General features: G+C 65.5%; 13 protein-coding genes. 5 read left to right on the forward strand and 8 right to left on the reverse strand.

Annotation, left to right across the window (positions count from 1 at the left end):
* Positions 1–125: 125 nt before the first annotated feature.
* Both L3V85_RS35850 and L3V85_RS35855 read right to left on the reverse strand, forming a co-directional pair.
* Complete coding sequence (locus tag L3V85_RS35850; RefSeq protein ID WP_237677294.1) at positions 126–1022, reverse strand: contact-dependent growth inhibition system immunity protein; 897 nt, start codon at positions 1020–1022, stop codon at positions 126–128.
* 250 nt (positions 1023–1272) lie between these two features.
* Positions 1273–2955 carry an S-layer protein gene (locus tag L3V85_RS35855; RefSeq protein WP_237677295.1) on the reverse strand — a complete coding sequence of 561 codons (1683 nt, stop codon included), beginning with the start codon at positions 2953–2955 and terminating at the stop codon, positions 1273–1275.
* Positions 2956–3139: 184 nt separating this feature from the next.
* Here L3V85_RS35855 and L3V85_RS35860 point away from each other — a divergent pair, with 184 nt between their 5' ends.
* Positions 3140–5188 (forward strand): putative bifunctional diguanylate cyclase/phosphodiesterase, encoded by a 2049-nt coding sequence (locus L3V85_RS35860; RefSeq protein ID WP_237677296.1) that lies wholly within the window; start codon positions 3140–3142, stop codon positions 5186–5188.
* A 36-nt stretch (positions 5189–5224) separates the two neighbouring features.
* On the opposite strand, the gene L3V85_RS35865 is transcribed toward L3V85_RS35860, so the two are convergent.
* From L3V85_RS35865 to L3V85_RS35880, 4 genes are read right to left on the reverse strand one after another with little or no spacing between them, the layout of a single operon-like run.
* Complete coding sequence (locus L3V85_RS35865; RefSeq protein WP_237677297.1) at positions 5225–6451, reverse strand: M20 family metallopeptidase; 1227 nt, start codon at positions 6449–6451, stop codon at positions 5225–5227.
* Between the two features lie 17 nt (positions 6452–6468).
* The gene (uraD, locus tag L3V85_RS35870) at positions 6469–8247 is read right to left on the reverse strand and encodes a 2-oxo-4-hydroxy-4-carboxy-5-ureidoimidazoline decarboxylase (protein WP_237677298.1); all 1779 of its coding nucleotides are present in this window, start codon (positions 8245–8247) and stop codon (positions 6469–6471) included.
* Positions 8244–9206: an allantoinase PuuE gene (puuE, locus tag L3V85_RS35875; RefSeq protein ID WP_237677299.1), complete on the reverse strand. Its 963-nt coding sequence runs from the start codon at positions 9204–9206 to the stop codon at positions 8244–8246. Before puuE ends, uraD begins: the two co-directional genes overlap by 4 nt.
* Positions 9207–9213: 7 nt before the next feature.
* A complete protein-coding gene (locus L3V85_RS35880) occupies positions 9214–9888 on the reverse strand; it encodes a GntR family transcriptional regulator (protein ID WP_081269340.1) in 675 nt (224 codons plus the stop codon).
* A gap of 74 nt (positions 9889–9962) precedes the next feature.
* On the opposite strand from L3V85_RS35880, the gene uraH reads away from it, so the two are divergent.
* Positions 9963–10313, forward strand: coding sequence for a hydroxyisourate hydrolase (gene uraH / locus L3V85_RS35885; RefSeq protein WP_237677300.1), 351 nt, complete (start codon positions 9963–9965; stop codon positions 10311–10313).
* Positions 10314–10317: 4 nt separating this feature from the next.
* Here the strand turns inward: uraH and L3V85_RS35890 are convergent, their stop codons facing one another.
* A complete protein-coding gene (locus L3V85_RS35890; RefSeq protein ID WP_237677301.1) occupies positions 10318–10815 on the reverse strand; it encodes a hypothetical protein in 498 nt (165 codons plus the stop codon).
* A gap of 56 nt (positions 10816–10871) precedes the next feature.
* On the opposite strand from L3V85_RS35890, the gene xdhC reads away from it, so the two are divergent.
* The 3 genes from xdhC (at position 10872) to L3V85_RS35905 (ending at position 13363) form a co-directional block, all read left to right on the forward strand.
* The gene (xdhC, locus tag L3V85_RS35895; protein WP_237677302.1) at positions 10872–11681 is read left to right on the forward strand and encodes a xanthine dehydrogenase accessory protein XdhC; all 810 of its coding nucleotides are present in this window, start codon (positions 10872–10874) and stop codon (positions 11679–11681) included.
* Between the two features lie 215 nt (positions 11682–11896).
* Entirely contained in the window at positions 11897–13108 is a 1212-nt protein-coding gene (locus tag L3V85_RS35900) for a urate hydroxylase PuuD (RefSeq protein WP_237677303.1), read from the forward strand.
* Positions 13109–13183: 75 nt separating this feature from the next.
* Positions 13184–13363, forward strand: a complete 180-nt coding sequence (locus L3V85_RS35905; RefSeq protein WP_237680726.1) for a hypothetical protein — start codon at positions 13184–13186, stop codon at positions 13361–13363.
* Here the strand turns inward: L3V85_RS35905 and L3V85_RS35910 are convergent.
* Positions 13346–14329, reverse strand: coding sequence for an IS5 family transposase (locus L3V85_RS35910; protein ID WP_237676703.1), 984 nt, complete (start codon positions 14327–14329; stop codon positions 13346–13348). The two genes, L3V85_RS35905 and L3V85_RS35910, sit on opposite strands and share 18 nt — an antisense overlap.
* Positions 14330–14747: the final 418 nt, after the last annotated feature.

The raw sequence follows: 14747 nt of genomic DNA on the forward strand, positions 1-14747 counted from the left end.
CGGGGACTCGGCCTCGGGGATGCGTTGAACAGGAACTGACGGCGCAGCTTGCGGAGCTGGTCCACAGAGCGCTCGTTTTGTTCACGCAGCGCGCGCTCGCGTTCTTGCTGACGCTGCTGCTCGATCTAGGGCTGCGGCGTGGTGGGAAACTGCTGGGCTAAAGCCAACAGCGGACTGGCTGCCGGGACGGCAGACAATAGATCGCGTTTCAAATTAAAGCTCCCCGTCCTTGTTCTTGTTTCGGCTATCCGCGCAGTCGCTTGCCAACAGAGGCCCGAAGCCTCTTCACATCGATTAAATCCTTCCAGCAGCGCCAGGCCGATCTCTTTGTTTGAGCTGTGGGCAGGGAGAATTACATCATCAACGCCTGAAATTCCTGTCCAAGACTGAATTTCGTTATGAAGAGAGGGGGAGATTGTAATATTCCCGTTGGCCTCGCGAATAGAGCATTTGCTCATTCCTTTATAGAGGAATTTTGATGATTTGTATGAAAACCTCTCAATTAAGAGATTGTCCCATTCATCTCCCTTTTTTTGAATTTCGCCGGAACGAAAAATCTCTTGAAATTCCTCGCTTGTCAAAATGGTGCTTTTCGTCAAAGCCTGAACAAGAGCGGAGCCAATGGTCTCTGTGTCATCATTCAATGAGAGGAGTTGAGCTGAAACTCTCGGATCTATGAAGAGAAGTCTTAGGCCAGTCATCGGCCATAGATAGAGCAGTTCCGAATTTTTAAATGCGGAAACGTTTTTCCTTGCTTTCTTTCGATCGAGTTCATTACTTAATTTGAGCCAGGCACGTTGGGTGCACCCACGATCTGTGCGTGGAGCGGGGCGGCCGCCAGCAGGCTCCCCAATGCCGCGCCGGCGAACGCGTCGCGCATTACGGAAATCGTTTTGCTTGCGCCTTTGCCGGTGCTGTTCGCCGTCTCCTGAACCACGATTCGCATGCCCCTGGCTGCGTTGAAGACGACGCGATGCAAACGGCGATTCATTTTTTATTCCCTCCCCTGAACATTCGGACACTCGCGGCAACATTTGTGACCAAATGACACGCGGCGCGCGATTATCTAAGGGCGCCCAGGGGATGAACGGCAATAAGTCACACTTTCAATTTGTTCGTTAAACAAGTTAATGCGTGAGTAATTCATATGCATTACTCACGCAGGAACGCGCGATTGAATTGTTGAAATTCGTCAAACATTGGCGGCAACTGCGGCCATCGGACCCGCAGTGCCAACGCGCCCCGGAGCAACCCGAGGCGCATTCGCCATGCCTACTGCGCCGCCACCTTCACGAACACCGGATTCGAGTAGAACCACAGATCCGCGTAGTTGCGCGCATTGATGGCGTTGAAGCGCGCAACGTTGTCGGCCACCACCACCTTGGCGTCGGGCAGCGGCTCGCCCGCGGCCGTCTCGCCAGGCACGTCGGTTCCCAGGTTGGTGCCGCGCAGGCGGAAGTACTGATTGCCGCCTGCCTTCACGGTGTAGCTCACGGCGAAGTAGCCGTCGGCGTCCAGCTTCCAGTCGTTGCGCGTGAAGCGCTTGACTACGCGGGTCGACGGGTTGGTGTCGCGCGAGTAGCCCGCGGTGCCGGGCTTCTCGAGCCCGGTCACGTCGCCGGCGATCAGGTCGATATGGTCGACCACCGGCTTCACGTTGGCGAGGACGCCGCTGCCGATCTGGTATTCGAAGTTGTTGCGCTCGGGGCTCTTGAAGCGGATGGTGATCTTCAGGTCTTCGCCGGCCTTGGCCGCCACGTCGGAGCCCATTTCGCCCGCGCCCTTGGCGCTCTGCACCTTGAAGTCGAGCGCGTTGATGAGGTCGCCGTTCACCGCGAAGAGCTTGCCCGAGCGCATGGCCGCGAGCAGCGACTTCGGCTCCTTGATGTCGCCCCACAGGTGGTTCTTGGCGTACTCGCCCGGCGCGTAGCCGCTGGTGTACTGGCCCTGGGAGATGGTGAAGTGGTAGTCGGAGTCGGCCACGTTCCAGATGTGGCGGCCTTCGGAGAGCAGCGCGTCCCAGGTGCCGCCGAGCTTGGCCACGAGGTAGTCGACACCGCCGTAGACGCGCGATGGCAGGTTGGCCGGCGTGTAGTCGCTGGCGTAGCCGCCGCGGTCAGGCTCCATCTGGTTGCCGACCATGCCTTCGAGCGAGAACACGATGTTCGGCGCGAGGTCGTTCATTTCGCGCAACTGCGCGATCGTGTACTTGCCCGGATTGCGCGAGGGGTGGTTGATCTGCAGGTAGCTGGTGTCGGGGTAGTTCTTCTTGAGCCACGAGATGGCGGCCAGCGTCTCCGCGTGGGTGTCGTAGCCGGTGCCGGCCTTCGGGCCCCAGGCTGCCACGTCTTCCGGCGCGAAGGCCGAGGCGGGGCGGTTGGTGAAGAGGTACTCGAACTGGTTGGCTGCCTTCAGCGCCGCGGCCGACATCGGGTTGTCGGTCAGCAGGCCGACGTTGCCGTGGTCGTGCGAGGGCATGTCCCATTCGAAGGACGCGAAGATCGTCTTGTCGGCGTACTTGCCGTCGGCCTGCAGCGCCTTGATGCGCGGCACCTGGTACCTGGCCATGCCTTCGGAGAACGGGATCGGCGTCGCCAGCTTGTTGCCGTTGTTGTCGTAGCTGCTCATGCGCAGGTGGTCGGAGATGGCGGCCCAGTCGAGCCCGAACTGGTCGAAGGCCTTGGCCAGCACCTGGTCGAGCGTTGAGATCTGCTGGGTGTCGTCCGACTGCATGGTGTGGATGTGCAGGTCGCCGATGGTCCAGCGGCCCGTGGGGGCGGCTGCGGGGGCCGGCGCGGGGGCGGGGGCCGGAGCCGGCGCGGTGGCCGTCGGCAGGGGCACGAAGCCCGGACCGTCGGAGCCGCCGCCGCAACCGGGCAGCATCAGCGTGCCGACGGCGAGGGTGGAAAAGAGCGTGCGGCGGAAGGGAGGGGCAATCGAAAAGGAGGAAAACATGGCGTTCAAAAAAAGACAGGCGTGTTAAACACGTTGATCCAAAAGGGCTACCGAGTCTCGAAGCCAGCCATGACGCCGCGATGAAAGCGAAACGAAAGTTCGTTGTTGCCACGCCCCAAATTCACGCGAACAAGGTCTTCGCGAAGCGCACGGTCGTGCGCGCTCTATAAACTCGACCCCCTCCATGAATTTCAGTGCGCCTCCCCCCACGCTCACCGCTTCCGTCGATGGTGAGTTGCTCTCGCGCATGGTGCGGGCCGACCAATTGGTCATGGTGCGCCGCAGCGTGCTCGCGGCCATTCCGATCAACATCGTGCTGAGCTTCACCGCGACGCTGGTGGCGCTCAACTCGGGCCGCGCGTTCGAAGGGCTGTGCTGGCTGATGCTGTCGCTCGCGGTGAACGGGGTGCGCAGCTACGTCTGCCGCTGGCCGTTCGCGCCCTCGCGCGGCGTGCTGCTGGACAGCAGCGTGGCAACCTCGCCCAAGGGGCGCCCGGTCGAGTGGCACCTGCGGCTGTCGGCGGCGCTGGCCGGGGTCTCGGGCCTGGTCTGGGCGCTCATTCCGCTGCTGTGCAGCGGCTACTCGTCGCCCCAGGCGGTGTTCTATCTGACGGTGGTCTGCGGCATCTGCGCGGGCTCGGTGACCTACGGCACGGCCTTCGCGTTCGTGCCGATCAGCTTCATCACGCCGGCTTTGCTGTCCGTGGCAGGCTGCCTGGTGTATTCGGGCGGCTTCGACAACGTGAGCCTGGCCGCGATGGTGCTGCTGTACCTCGGGGCGCTGGTGCGCAGCGCGCTGCACAGCGAACGGGCCTTCCGCGAGGGCAGCCGGCTGCGCAACGAGGCCACCGCCATGACGGAGCAATTGCGCCAGGTGCATGCGCTGTCGCTGGAGGCGACGCAGCAGCTCTCGTTCCGTGCCTCTCATGACTCCCTGACCGGGCTGCTCAACCGCGAAGGCTTCACCGAGGCGGCGACGCTGCACATCGTCGCGTCCCGCGGCCAGCAGCACTGCCTGCTGCTGCTCGACCTGGATGGCTTCAAGGCGGTGAACGACGCCTTCGGCCACAAGGTCGGCGACCGGGTGCTGCAGGACGTGGCCGGCTGGCTGCAGCGCGAGCTCACCGACCTGCGCGCGGTGCTGAGCCGCTGGGGCGGCGACGAGTTCGCGGTGCTCTACAGCCTGCAGGGCGCCCGCCAGGCGCCCGCGGCCATCGCCCAGGCGCTGATCCGGTCGATCTCTTTTGCCACCGCGCACTACGGCGGCCACCTGGGCGTGAGCATCGGGATCTCGGTGTCGGGCGACGCCGACATCGCCGACATGATCAGCTTCGCCGACGAAGCGCTCTACGAGGCCAAGCGCACCGGGCGCAACCGTTACCAGTTCTTCGACGCCCCGCTCAATCTGCGGCTGGGCACGCGCCGGGACGTGGAGCGCGACCTGCTCAACGCCATCGAGGCACGCGCCATCGGCGTCTGGTACCAGCCGATCATGGGCTGCGACGGCAAGCACATCCACAGCCTCGAGGCGCTGATGCGCTGGCACCATCCGCGTCACGGCCACATCGCGCCCGAGGAAGTGATCTTCGCGGCCGCCAACACCGGCGTCGCCGAGCCGCTGTTGCGGCACCTGGTCGACGAGGTCTGCCGGGCGATGCGCCAGCTCGAGGCCGCGGGCTCGGTGCTGGCGAACGTGCCGATCGCCATCAACGTGTCGCCGCGCGAGATGGCGCAGCTGGCGGTCGACGACATCGTGCTCGGCATGCTGAAGACGCGCGGCATCGCGCCGGCCCGGCTGCAGATCGAGATCACCGAAGAGGTCGCGCTCGACACCCACGCAACGCGCAGCCGCCTCAGCGCGCTGTCGGCGGCGGGCGTGACGATCGTGGTGGACGACTTCGGCGTGGGCTATTCGTCGCTGGCTTCGCTGCGCAGCGAATACGTGCGGCAGGTCAAGATCGACCGCAGCTTCATCCTGGGGCTGGCGGCATCGCCTGGCAACGTGGTGCTGGTCGATTCCATCGTGCAACTCGGCCGCTCGCTGAACATCCAGGTCGTGGCCGAAGGCGTGGAAACGCAGGAAGAACTCGACGTCCTGCGCACGCTGGGCTGCACGCTGGTGCAGGGCTACCACCTGGCACGGCCGGCGCCCCTGCCCGACATGACGGCATGGGCCGAGGCCCGGGCCAGGTCGGCCGCGATCATTTCGGCATCGGGCGCGAGCCCGGCCTGAGCCGGCCGGACGCGGCCCGACGACCGCTCAGGACATTCAGGCCAGCAGATCGCTGAGCGTGCGCGCGATCACCTTGGTGGCGCGGCGCAGGTCTTCGAGTACCACGCGCTCGTCGCTGCGCTTGGCGTGCGACTCCAGCACGGTGCGCGGACCGGCCCCGTAGATCACGCCCGGAATGCCGGCCTCGACGTACAGGCGCACGTCGGTGTACAGGGGCGTGCCCATGGCCTTGATCGGTTCGCCGAACACGTCATGGCCGTGCTTCTGGATCGCATCGACCAGCGGCTTGTTGCCGGCCAGCGGCTTCATCGAGTTGGCGAGCAGCAGGCGCTTGATCTCGACGGTGATCCCGGCGCTCTCGGCCGCGGCATCGGCAATCACCTTGCGGATCGCGGCTTCGACTTCCACCGGGTTCTCCTCGGGGATCATGCGGCGGTCGAGCTTGAACACCACCTTGCCGGGCACGACGTTGGTGTTGGTGCCGCCCTCGATGCGGCCCACGTTCAGGTACGGGTGCGTGATGCCCTCGACCTTCGACGTGACCTGCTGGTAGAGCGTGTTCTGCGCATACAGCGCATTGAGGATCTTCGTGGCGCCCTGCAGCGCGTCGATGCCTGTGGCCGGCACGGCGGCGTGGGCCATCTTGCCGTGCACCGTCACTTCCATCTGCAGGCAGCCGTTGTGGGCGGTGACCACCTCGTAGCTGAAGCCGGCCGCGATCATCAGGTCAGGCTTGGTCAGGCCCTTGTCGAGCAGCCAGCCCGGGCCGAGGATGCCGCCGAACTCTTCGTCGTAGGTGAAGTGCAGCTCCACGCTGCCCTTGGCCGGCTTGGCGACGGCTTCGAGCGCGCGCAGCGCGAAGGTGAAGCTCGCGAAGTCGCTCTTGCTCACGGCGGCGGCGCGGCCGTAGAGGCTGCCGTCGACGATCTCGCCGCCGTACGGATCGTGCGTCCAGCCTTCGCCCGGGGGCACCACGTCGCCGTGGGCATTGAGCGCGACCGTCAGGCCGTCGTTGCCGTACTTGCGGCGCACGATCAGGTTGGTGATCGTTTCGAGGCCGTAGTCCTTCACTTCCTGCGTGGGCACGGCGTGCTTCTCGGCGTCGAGGCCGAAGTCCTTCAGCAGCTCGGCGGTGCGCTCGGCGTGCGGCGCGTTGTTGCCGGGCGGGGTGTCGGTGGGCACCTGCACCAGTTGCTGCAGGAATTGCACTTCCTCGTCGAAGTGGGCGTCGATCCAGGCGTCGAGCTTTGCGTAGTCGGTCATGGTTGTTCTTCTGTGAATCAGTGGGCTTGTTCGGCGGCGAGGTTGTCCAGCAGGCCCTGGAAGGCCTGCACCGCGAGCTGGATGTCGTCGTTGGTGCTCGATTCGAGCGGGTTGTGGCTGATGCCCGAGTTGATGCCGCGCACGAAGAGCATGGCCTGCGGCATCACCTCGTGCAGCTTCATGGCGTCGTGGCCGGCGCCGCTGGGCATGCGGAAAAGCGGAATGCCGAGCGCGTCGACGGCCTTTTCCCAGCGCTGCTGCCAGGCGGGGGCGCTGGGCGCGGCGGCGGCGCGCATCGTTTCTTCGAGCTCGAAGCGCACGCCGCGTCGCTCGCAGATGTCCTTCAGCGCGCCGACCACGTCGGTGGCCAGCGCGTCGCGCTGCGCGTTGTTGGGCGCGCGCAGGTCCAGGCTGAACTTGCAGCGGCCCGGCACCACGTTGATCGAGCCGCTCGGGACTTCGAGCATGCCGACGGTGCCGACCGAATCGCCGTCCTTCGCGGCGCGCTGTTCGGTGTAGAGGATCAGCTCGGCCACCGCGGCGGCCGCGTCGCGCCGGCGGTCCATGGGCGTGGTGCCGGCGTGGCTGGCCATGCCGATCACTTCGCCCACGTAGCGCACGCTGCCGTTGATGGAGGTGACGATGCCCAGCGGCAGGTCGAGCTCGGTGAGCACCGGGCCCTGTTCGATATGCACCTCGACGAAGCCGAGGTAGCGCGCCGGATCGCGCTGGATCTTCGGGATGTCTTCCTGCTTCAGGCCCGCGTGCTGCATGGCCTCGCGCATGGTCACGCCGTCGGCGTCCTTCTGGTCGAGCCAGCGCTGGTCGAAGTGGCCGATGAGCGCGCCGGAGCCCAGGAAGGTCGCCTTGTAGCGCTGGCCCTCTTCTTCGGCGAAGCCCACCACCTCGAAGGCGAAGGGCAGCCGCTTGTTCTGCCGCTTGAGTTCGCGCACGCAGGCGATCGGCACGAAGATGCCGAGGCGGCCGTCGTACTTGCCGCCGTTGCGCACGGTGTCGTAGTGGGAGCCGGTGAGCAGCGTGCGCGCGCCCGGCTGCGTGGCCTCGTAGCGGCCCACCACGTTGCCCACCGCGTCGATGTGAACCGAGTCGAAACCCACGTCGCTCATCAGCGCGCTGATCTGCGCGGCGCAGGCGCGGTGCGCGTCGGTCAGGTACGTGACGGTGAGCTGGCCCTTCTCGGCGTAGCCGGGGTCGGTGTGCACCGAGAGCTGCTCCTGCCAGTCCCACACGTCGTTGCCGAGCGAGATGTCGGCGGCAAACTTGTCGTCCAGGCGAATCTCGGCAATGCGGTGGATGTTGCGCAGCGCCTCGCCCAGCTCGAAAGCCGGATGGTTGTGCAGCCGGCGCGCGAAGGTCTCGATGATCTCGCGCTTGGCCAGCCCGGCGCCGCGCGGGCCGCGCACGGCCAGGATGAACGGGAAGCCGAACTTCGCGTTGTAGTCGGCGTTGAGCTGCTGGATCTTCGCGAACTCCTCGGGCGTGCAGTCGGTCAGGCCGGCCTTGCTCTGCTCGTTGGTCGATTCGGCCGTCAGCGTCTTGCTGACCATGGCCTTGCCCGCCAGCTCCGGGTGGGCGCGGATCAGGCCGATCTGCTCGTCGGCCGACGACTCGGCCAGCGCGCGCACCAGCGCATGCTTGAGGTGCGCGAGCGAGCGGAAGGGACGGGCCGCCAGCGCGCGCTGCGCGATCCAGGGCGAGTGCTCGTAGATGCCGTCGAGCAGCGCGACGGCGGTGGCCGGCACGGCGGCGTTGAGTTGGGCGATGGTGAGGCTCATGATGCGGCTCCAGCTTCGAAGGGGTGCGCCTGCTTCCAGTGGCGCGCGATGTCGACGCGGCGGCAGACCCACACCTTGTCGTGCTGTGCGATGTGGTCCAGGAAGCGCTGCAGCGCGGTGATGCGGCCGGGCCGTCCGAGCAGGCGGCAGTGCATGCCGATGCTCATCATCTTCGGGCTGTCGTCGCCGGCCGGGTCGCCTTCGGCGTAGAGCGCGTCGAAGGTGTCCTTCATGTACTGGAAGAACGGATCGGCGTGCGAGTAGCCCTGCGGCAGCGCGAAGCGCATGTCGTTCACGTCGAGGGTGTAGGGCACGATGAGCTGCGGCACCACGCTGCCGTCGGTCTTGTGCACCTTCATCCAGAAGGGCAGGTCGTCGCCGTAGTAGTCGCTGTCGTACTCGAAGCCGCCGTAGTCGGCCACGAGGCGCCGGGTGCGGGGGCTGTCGCGGCCGGTGTACCAGCCCAGGGCGCGTTCGCCGGTGAGCTTCTCGATCGCTTCCATGCCCAGGCGCATGTGTTCGCGCTCGGTGGCTTCGTCGATGTTCTGGTAATGGATCCAGCGCCAGCCGTGGCAGGCGATTTCGTGGCCCAGCTCCTTGAAGGCAGCGGTCAGCTCGGGGTAGCGCTGCAGCGCCATGCCCACGCCGAACACGGTGAGCGGCAGGCCGCGTTTTTCGAACTCGCGCAGGATGCGCCACACGCCGGCGCGCGAGCCGTATTCGTAGATGCCTTCCATGCTGATGTGCCGGTCGGGAAAGCTCGCCGGGTTGAACATCTCGGAGAGGAACTGCTCGGAGCCCGCGTCGCCGTGCAGCGTGGCGTTCTCGCCGCCTTCTTCGTAGTTCAGCACGAACTGCACCGCGACGCGTGCGCCGCCGGGCCATCGGGCGTGGGGCGGGTTGCGGCCGTAGCCGACGAGGTCACGGGGGTAGGGCAAGGTGGAGTCGTAGACGGTCATAGGCTTTTCAGGACAGCGCCAGCGAGATGTCGTTGGTGGGGACCTTGCGGTCGAAGGTCAGGTTGGCCTCGACGTGCTCGAGGTGTTCGGTCATGAGGCGCACGGCGCGTTCTTCATCGCGCGCGGCCAGGGCCTTCACGATGTCGGCGTGCTCGTCGTTGGAGTGCTCGGCCGCGCTGGTGCTCTGGTACATCAGCGTGATGAGGGCGCAGCGCGAGATCAGCTCGCCCAGGATCTGCGCCAGCACCTGGTTGCCCATGAGCTCGGCCATGCGCACGTGGAAGTCGCCCAGAAGTTCGGTGCGCCCGGAGATGTCTTCGCCCGACACGGCCGATTTTTCGAGCGCCACGTGCTCCTTCAGCGCCTTGATCTTGGCGGGCGTGACGGTGCGCACGAACTCGCGCGTCATCTCGGCCTCGAGCATGCGGCGCACGGCGAACACCTGCTTGGCTTCGTCGACAGCGGGTGCTGCCACGAAGGCGCCGCGCGCGGGTTCGAGCCGGATGAGCTTGTTCTGCGAGAGTTGGAACAGGGCCTGCCGCACCAGCGTGCGCGACACGCCGAAGTGATCGGCCAGCTTCTGCTCGGCCAGCTTGGTGCCGGGCTGAAGCCGGTGCTCGACGATGGCCTTCGTGAGGGCATCGACGATCGAACGGGTGGTGGAGGACTCCATGTTTTTCATGATAGACCCAAAGCCGTGAACTGTATACACTTTTGTCCACCGGAATATCCCGCACCCATTTCAAGGAGCGCCCCATGGGCCTGAGCACTCACGTACTGGACACGATGCATGGCGGCCCCGCCGCGGGCATGGAGGTGGCGCTGTACACCACCGACGGCGATGCCGCCACGCTGGTCAAGCGCTTCACGCTGAATTCGGACGGCCGCGGCGACGGGCCGCTCTACGACAACAACTCGCTGAAGGTCGGCACCTACCGGCTGGTGTTCGACGTGGCGGGTTATTTCAAGGCCCGCGGCGTCGAGCTGCCGGAGCCGAATTTCCTGAACAAGGTGTCGCTGGACTTCGGCGTGGCGCACACCGACCAGCACTATCACGTGCCTCTGCTCGTGAGCCCGTGGAGCTACTCCACCTACCGCGGCTCCTGAGGCATCAGTCCCCTTGTTGCTGGCCTTCTGTCAGGGTGTCGAGTTGAAAGCGGCCGCTTTCGTCCCACAGCCAGGTGTCCGTCCAGGTGACGGCGCCCAGGCGGGTGGCCGGCGGGAAGGGCGAGGCCTTCAGCACCGTGCGCTCGATCTCGGCGATCACCTCGGGCGCATGCTTGGGGGCGCGCAGCCAGCGCATCGAGCGCACCTTGCCGCCGTTGTCGAGGTTCACTTCGAGCGTGCCGACGGCGTAGAGGATCGGCGGCAGCTGGCCCTTGTAGATGCGCGAGCGGTTGGTGTCATAGACGTGGCGGGCCGCGTCGCGGCGGTAGTCGCGCGCGCTGGCCGCGCTCGATGCGCGTGGCGCGGGGCCGGCGCCCACATCGCCGCTGGCGCCGCTCAACTGGCCGGGCACCGACCCGGTGGAGCCGCAGCCGGCGAGCCAGAGGGCCGAAAGAAGAGAGGCTGCGAGGGCGAGACGTCGGGGCGTAAGCTGGCGATTCATGGCCGGGTTTATACCGTGAGTCATCGCGCGCCCGGCAACCGAAGGTATCGACAACGATGAGCGGTGCGGTCGACCAACTGCTGGCGCGTCTTCGCCACGAAGACGGCGTGCTGGTGCGCGTCGAGTCCACGCAGGGCTCGGCGCCGCGCGAAGCCGGCACCTGGATGGCGGTGTGGGCCGACGGGCTCACGGCCACCATCGGCGGCGGCCAGCTCGAATTCCAGGCCACGAAGGAGTCGCGCGAGCTGCTCGCCGGCACGCGCGCGCCGTTCGACGGCATCCAGCGCTACCCGCTCGGCCCGAGCCTGGGGCAGTGCTGCGGCGGGGTGATGTTCCTGTCGTACCAGCGCATCACCGCGGCCGATGCGCCGGCGCTGCAGCGCGAACTGGTCGCGCAGCTCAAGCCCGTGGCGCTGTTCGGCGGCGGGCATGTGGGCGCCGCGCTGGCGCGCCTGCTGGCGGCGCTGCCGTTCGCGGTGCGCTGGATCGACAGCCGCGACGGCGTTTTCCCCGAAGAGCTGCCCGCGCAGATCGACACCGAGCATTCCGAGCCGGTGCAGGACGCCGTGGCCGCGCTCGCGCCGGGCAGCCGCGTGCTGATCATGAGCTTCAGCCATGCCGAGGACTTCGACGTCGTCGTCGCCTGCCTCAAGCGCATGCGCGAGCGCAACGACCTGCCGTACGTGGGCCTGATCGGCAGCAAGACCAAGTGGGCCACCTTCAGCCACCGGCTCGAGGCGCGGGGCTTCGGGCCCGACGAACTGGCCCGCATCACCTGCCCGATCGGCGTGCCCGGCATCACCGGCAAGGAGCCCGAGGTGATCGCCGTGGCGGTGGCGGCACAGTTGTTGCAATCGCTGGGCTGAACAGGGTTTTCCCGGCGGTGGCGCCCCAAAAAAAGCATCCCGCCTTTTGCCAAAACTGTATACACTTTCGGTCGACAACAAGCCGCAGCGGAGCGAGGCCCATTCCATGGAGCCTGCGTTCGCGGCACTTTCTCTGCTTACAGCGCCCGCGGTGGTGAGCAGGCTGAAACCCCTTTGCGACGTCCCACGCGTCGCACAGGGCTGAGAGAGAGCACATGGAAAGCTACTACCTCGACTGGGCCAACCTGCTGCTGCGCTGGGTCCACGTCATCACCGCCATCGCCTGGATCGGCGCTTCCTTCTACTTCGTGATGCTGGACAACAGCCTCGAGAAGCCGCATGACCAGGAATCGCTCGACAAGGGCGTGGGCGGCGAGCAGTGGGCGGTGCACGGCGGCGGCTTCTACAACATGCAGAAGTACGCGCTGGCGCCCAAGAAGCTGCCGGACCATCTGCACTGGTCGTACTGGGAGAGCTATTCGACCTGGATTACGGGTTTTTCGCTCTTCACCATGTCGTACCTGTGGAACGCGAGCACCTACCTGATCGACAAGTCGAAGATGGACTGGCAGCCCGGCGCCGCCATCGCCGTCGCGCTGGCCTTCTTCGTCGTGTTCTGGATGGTCTACGACGGCATCTGCCAGGTCTTCGGGCGCCGCAAGCACGGCGACACCATCGTCGGCGTGCTGATCGCGATCTTCATTGCCTTCGCGACCTGGCTGGCCTGCCACTGGTTCGCGGGCCGCGCGGCCTTCCTGCTGGTGGGCGCCATGATGGCCACGACCATGAGCGGCAACGTGTTCTTCTGGATCATTCCCGGCCAGCGCAAGAACGTGGCAGCGCTGCGCGAAGGCAAGCCTGTCGACCCGGTGCACGGCCAGCGCGGCAAGCAGCGCAGCGTGCACAACACCTACTTCACGCTGCCGGTGCTGTTCGCGATGCTGAGCAACCATTACAGCTTCACCTACACGCACAAGTACAACTGGATCGTGCTGCTGCTCATCATGTTGGGCGGCGCGGCGATTCGCCAGTTCTTCGTGGTGCGCCACCGCTTCAAGCTGGGCAATGCGGGCAATCCGCTGCCGTATGCCATGGTCGGCATCGTGGTGCTGGGCCTGACCATCGTCTGGATGAAGCCCGAGCCCGTGGCCGCGCCGGCAGTGGCCGCTGCCGCGGCGCCGGCCGTGCCGTTCTCCGACGTGCAGAAGGTGCTCGAGCAGCGCTGCTTCATGTGCCACGGCCCGGCCGTGCAGATGAAGAACGTGCGGGTCGATTCCCCCGAGCAGGTGGCCGCGCATGCGCAGGCGATCTACCAGCAGGTCGTGGTCACCAAGATCATGCCGATGAACAACGCGACCGGCATCACCGACGAGGAGCGCGCCCTCATCAGCCGCTGGTTCCAGGCCGGCGCGAAGACCACCAACTAGGCACCCCGAAAAAGTTGACCGGCGAGGGGCGGGGCCTGGTCCGCAGCACAATTGCCGGTCTGGAGACAAACCGCAATGACCGCTTCGAACCCGTCCTTGGCCCCCGCCCCCGATCCGCGCGAAGACCCGCGCGCCTTCCTCGAACATCTCTACCGCGTGGCGGTCGACCGTGCGCTGCCGCTGGGCGTTGGTGCATGGATACCGCTGGGACCGGGGTTACCCCAACCCCGCAGGGGCTTAGACGGCAGCTGCTGAAGTGCGGACGGAGTTCGGGCGTCCAGCGCTCAGCATGCGGTTGAGCACCGCCACCGCAGCATTTGCCTCGGCCTGCTGGCCACGTGGATCACGGGCACGCAACTTTGGCCCGATGATGGCCTTGAAGCGACCCATCGTGGTTTCCACCAGCGCACGTTTGCCGTAGCCATAGGCCTCTTGCCACTCCAGCCGTCCCAAGCTTTGAATCATCAACAGGTGGTTGTCGCGTGTGGTCGGCGCTGCCTCGAATTGCGCGCTGGGCTGGGCGGTAACGCGCGGTGGAATAATGACGTCGATTTGCGTATCGCGTTGGGCAATCCGCTCGTAGGTTGGCTCGCCGTCATAGGCGCCGTCGGCGGTAACAGAGGCGACTTCGTGCTCGATCTGATCAAGCAGTGGACCAACCTGAGATGGGTCATCGACATCCTGGCCAGTCAAGACCGACGCCTCGATGTGCCCCGTGCTGGCGTCCACTGCCAAGTGCAGCTTTCTCCAGCTACGCCGCGACTTTTGTCCGTGCTTTTTCTGCAGCCATTCGCCTGCGCCAAACAGCTTCAGCCCGGTGCTGTCGATCAACAAATGCAGCGGCCCGGCGGGCAGCGCGCACTGGCGTGGCAAAGCCTTGAGGGTCATGCTTCGGCGACTCAAGGTAGTGTGGTCGGGGGCCTTCAGATCAATCTCGAGAAGCTGGAAAATCGACCTCATCAAACCCTCGGTTTGTCGCAGGGCTTGGCCAAATACCAGGCGCAGCATCAGGCTGGTTTGGATGGCCTGATTCGAATAGATGGACTGCCCGCCTGGTGTGCTGCGCGCTTGGGCTGGCCAGAGTTGCATCGCCTGCGGGGTAACCCAGAACGTCAGGCTGCCACGGTTGCGAAGTCCCGATTCATATTCGGGCCAGTTACGCACGAAGTGCCGCATCTTCGGAATATGATGGCGGTGATCGGCGTTGAATTTGTTGGGCATGTGGCGGGAGGCGGTCTTTTTATCAGGGCCGCGAGCCTAACAGAACGCCTGCGCAGTATCCATGCACCAACGCCGCGATTTGGACGAAATGAAACATCAACCGGATTCTGCGCACACGGGACCTACGTGATGTGGCGTGTCGAACAAGTCGCGACGGCGGAAGCTCGGAAGGTTTAGGAGTGCAGCTCGCTCGGATTGTGCTTAAGGCGCAACGTACTAATCGCGGACCACAGCTACTGAACGTTCGAATTGCTTCACGGCCTTCCGGACGGGGACATCATGGGCGCGGCCGCACCTTCGTTTATGGAGCAACCCTGCGCGATACGCGGACGCGGTGATTCAACGCCTGGGTGATGAAGAGGACGCGTCGTCACATGGGCTGGAAGCTACCGAAGCCCGAAGCTCCAGCGATCAGCGT

The sequence above is a fragment of the Variovorax paradoxus genome (assembly GCF_022009635.1).
In the GTDB taxonomy this organism is placed as follows: domain Bacteria; phylum Pseudomonadota; class Gammaproteobacteria; order Burkholderiales; family Burkholderiaceae_C; genus Variovorax.

Excerpts from the sequence above, each read along its gene's own strand:
- uraD (WP_237677298.1), bottom strand. The coding sequence starts at position 8,247 with ATGAGCCTCACCATCGCCCAACTCAACGCCGCCGTGCCGGCCACCGCC.
- L3V85_RS35865 (WP_237677297.1), bottom strand. The coding sequence starts at position 6,451 with ATGACCGACTACGCAAAGCTCGACGCCTGGATCGACGCCCACTTCGAC.
- L3V85_RS35855 (WP_237677295.1), bottom strand. The coding sequence starts at position 2,955 with ATGTTTTCCTCCTTTTCGATTGCCCCTCCCTTCCGCCGCACGCTCTTT.
- L3V85_RS35910 (WP_237676703.1), bottom strand. The coding sequence starts at position 14,329 with ATGCCCAACAAATTCAACGCCGATCACCGCCATCATATTCCGAAGATG.
- L3V85_RS35900 (WP_237677303.1), top strand. The coding sequence starts at position 11,897 with ATGGAAAGCTACTACCTCGACTGGGCCAACCTGCTGCTGCGCTGGGTC.
- L3V85_RS35905 (WP_237680726.1), top strand. The coding sequence starts at position 13,184 with ATGACCGCTTCGAACCCGTCCTTGGCCCCCGCCCCCGATCCGCGCGAA.
- L3V85_RS35880 (WP_081269340.1), bottom strand. The coding sequence starts at position 9,888 with ATGAAAAACATGGAGTCCTCCACCACCCGTTCGATCGTCGATGCCCTC.
- L3V85_RS35860 (WP_237677296.1), top strand. The coding sequence starts at position 3,140 with ATGAATTTCAGTGCGCCTCCCCCCACGCTCACCGCTTCCGTCGATGGT.
- uraH (WP_237677300.1), top strand. The coding sequence starts at position 9,963 with ATGGGCCTGAGCACTCACGTACTGGACACGATGCATGGCGGCCCCGCC.
- puuE (WP_237677299.1), bottom strand. The coding sequence starts at position 9,206 with ATGACCGTCTACGACTCCACCTTGCCCTACCCCCGTGACCTCGTCGGC.
- xdhC (WP_237677302.1), top strand. The coding sequence starts at position 10,872 with ATGAGCGGTGCGGTCGACCAACTGCTGGCGCGTCTTCGCCACGAAGAC.
- L3V85_RS35890 (WP_237677301.1), bottom strand. The coding sequence starts at position 10,815 with ATGAATCGCCAGCTTACGCCCCGACGTCTCGCCCTCGCAGCCTCTCTT.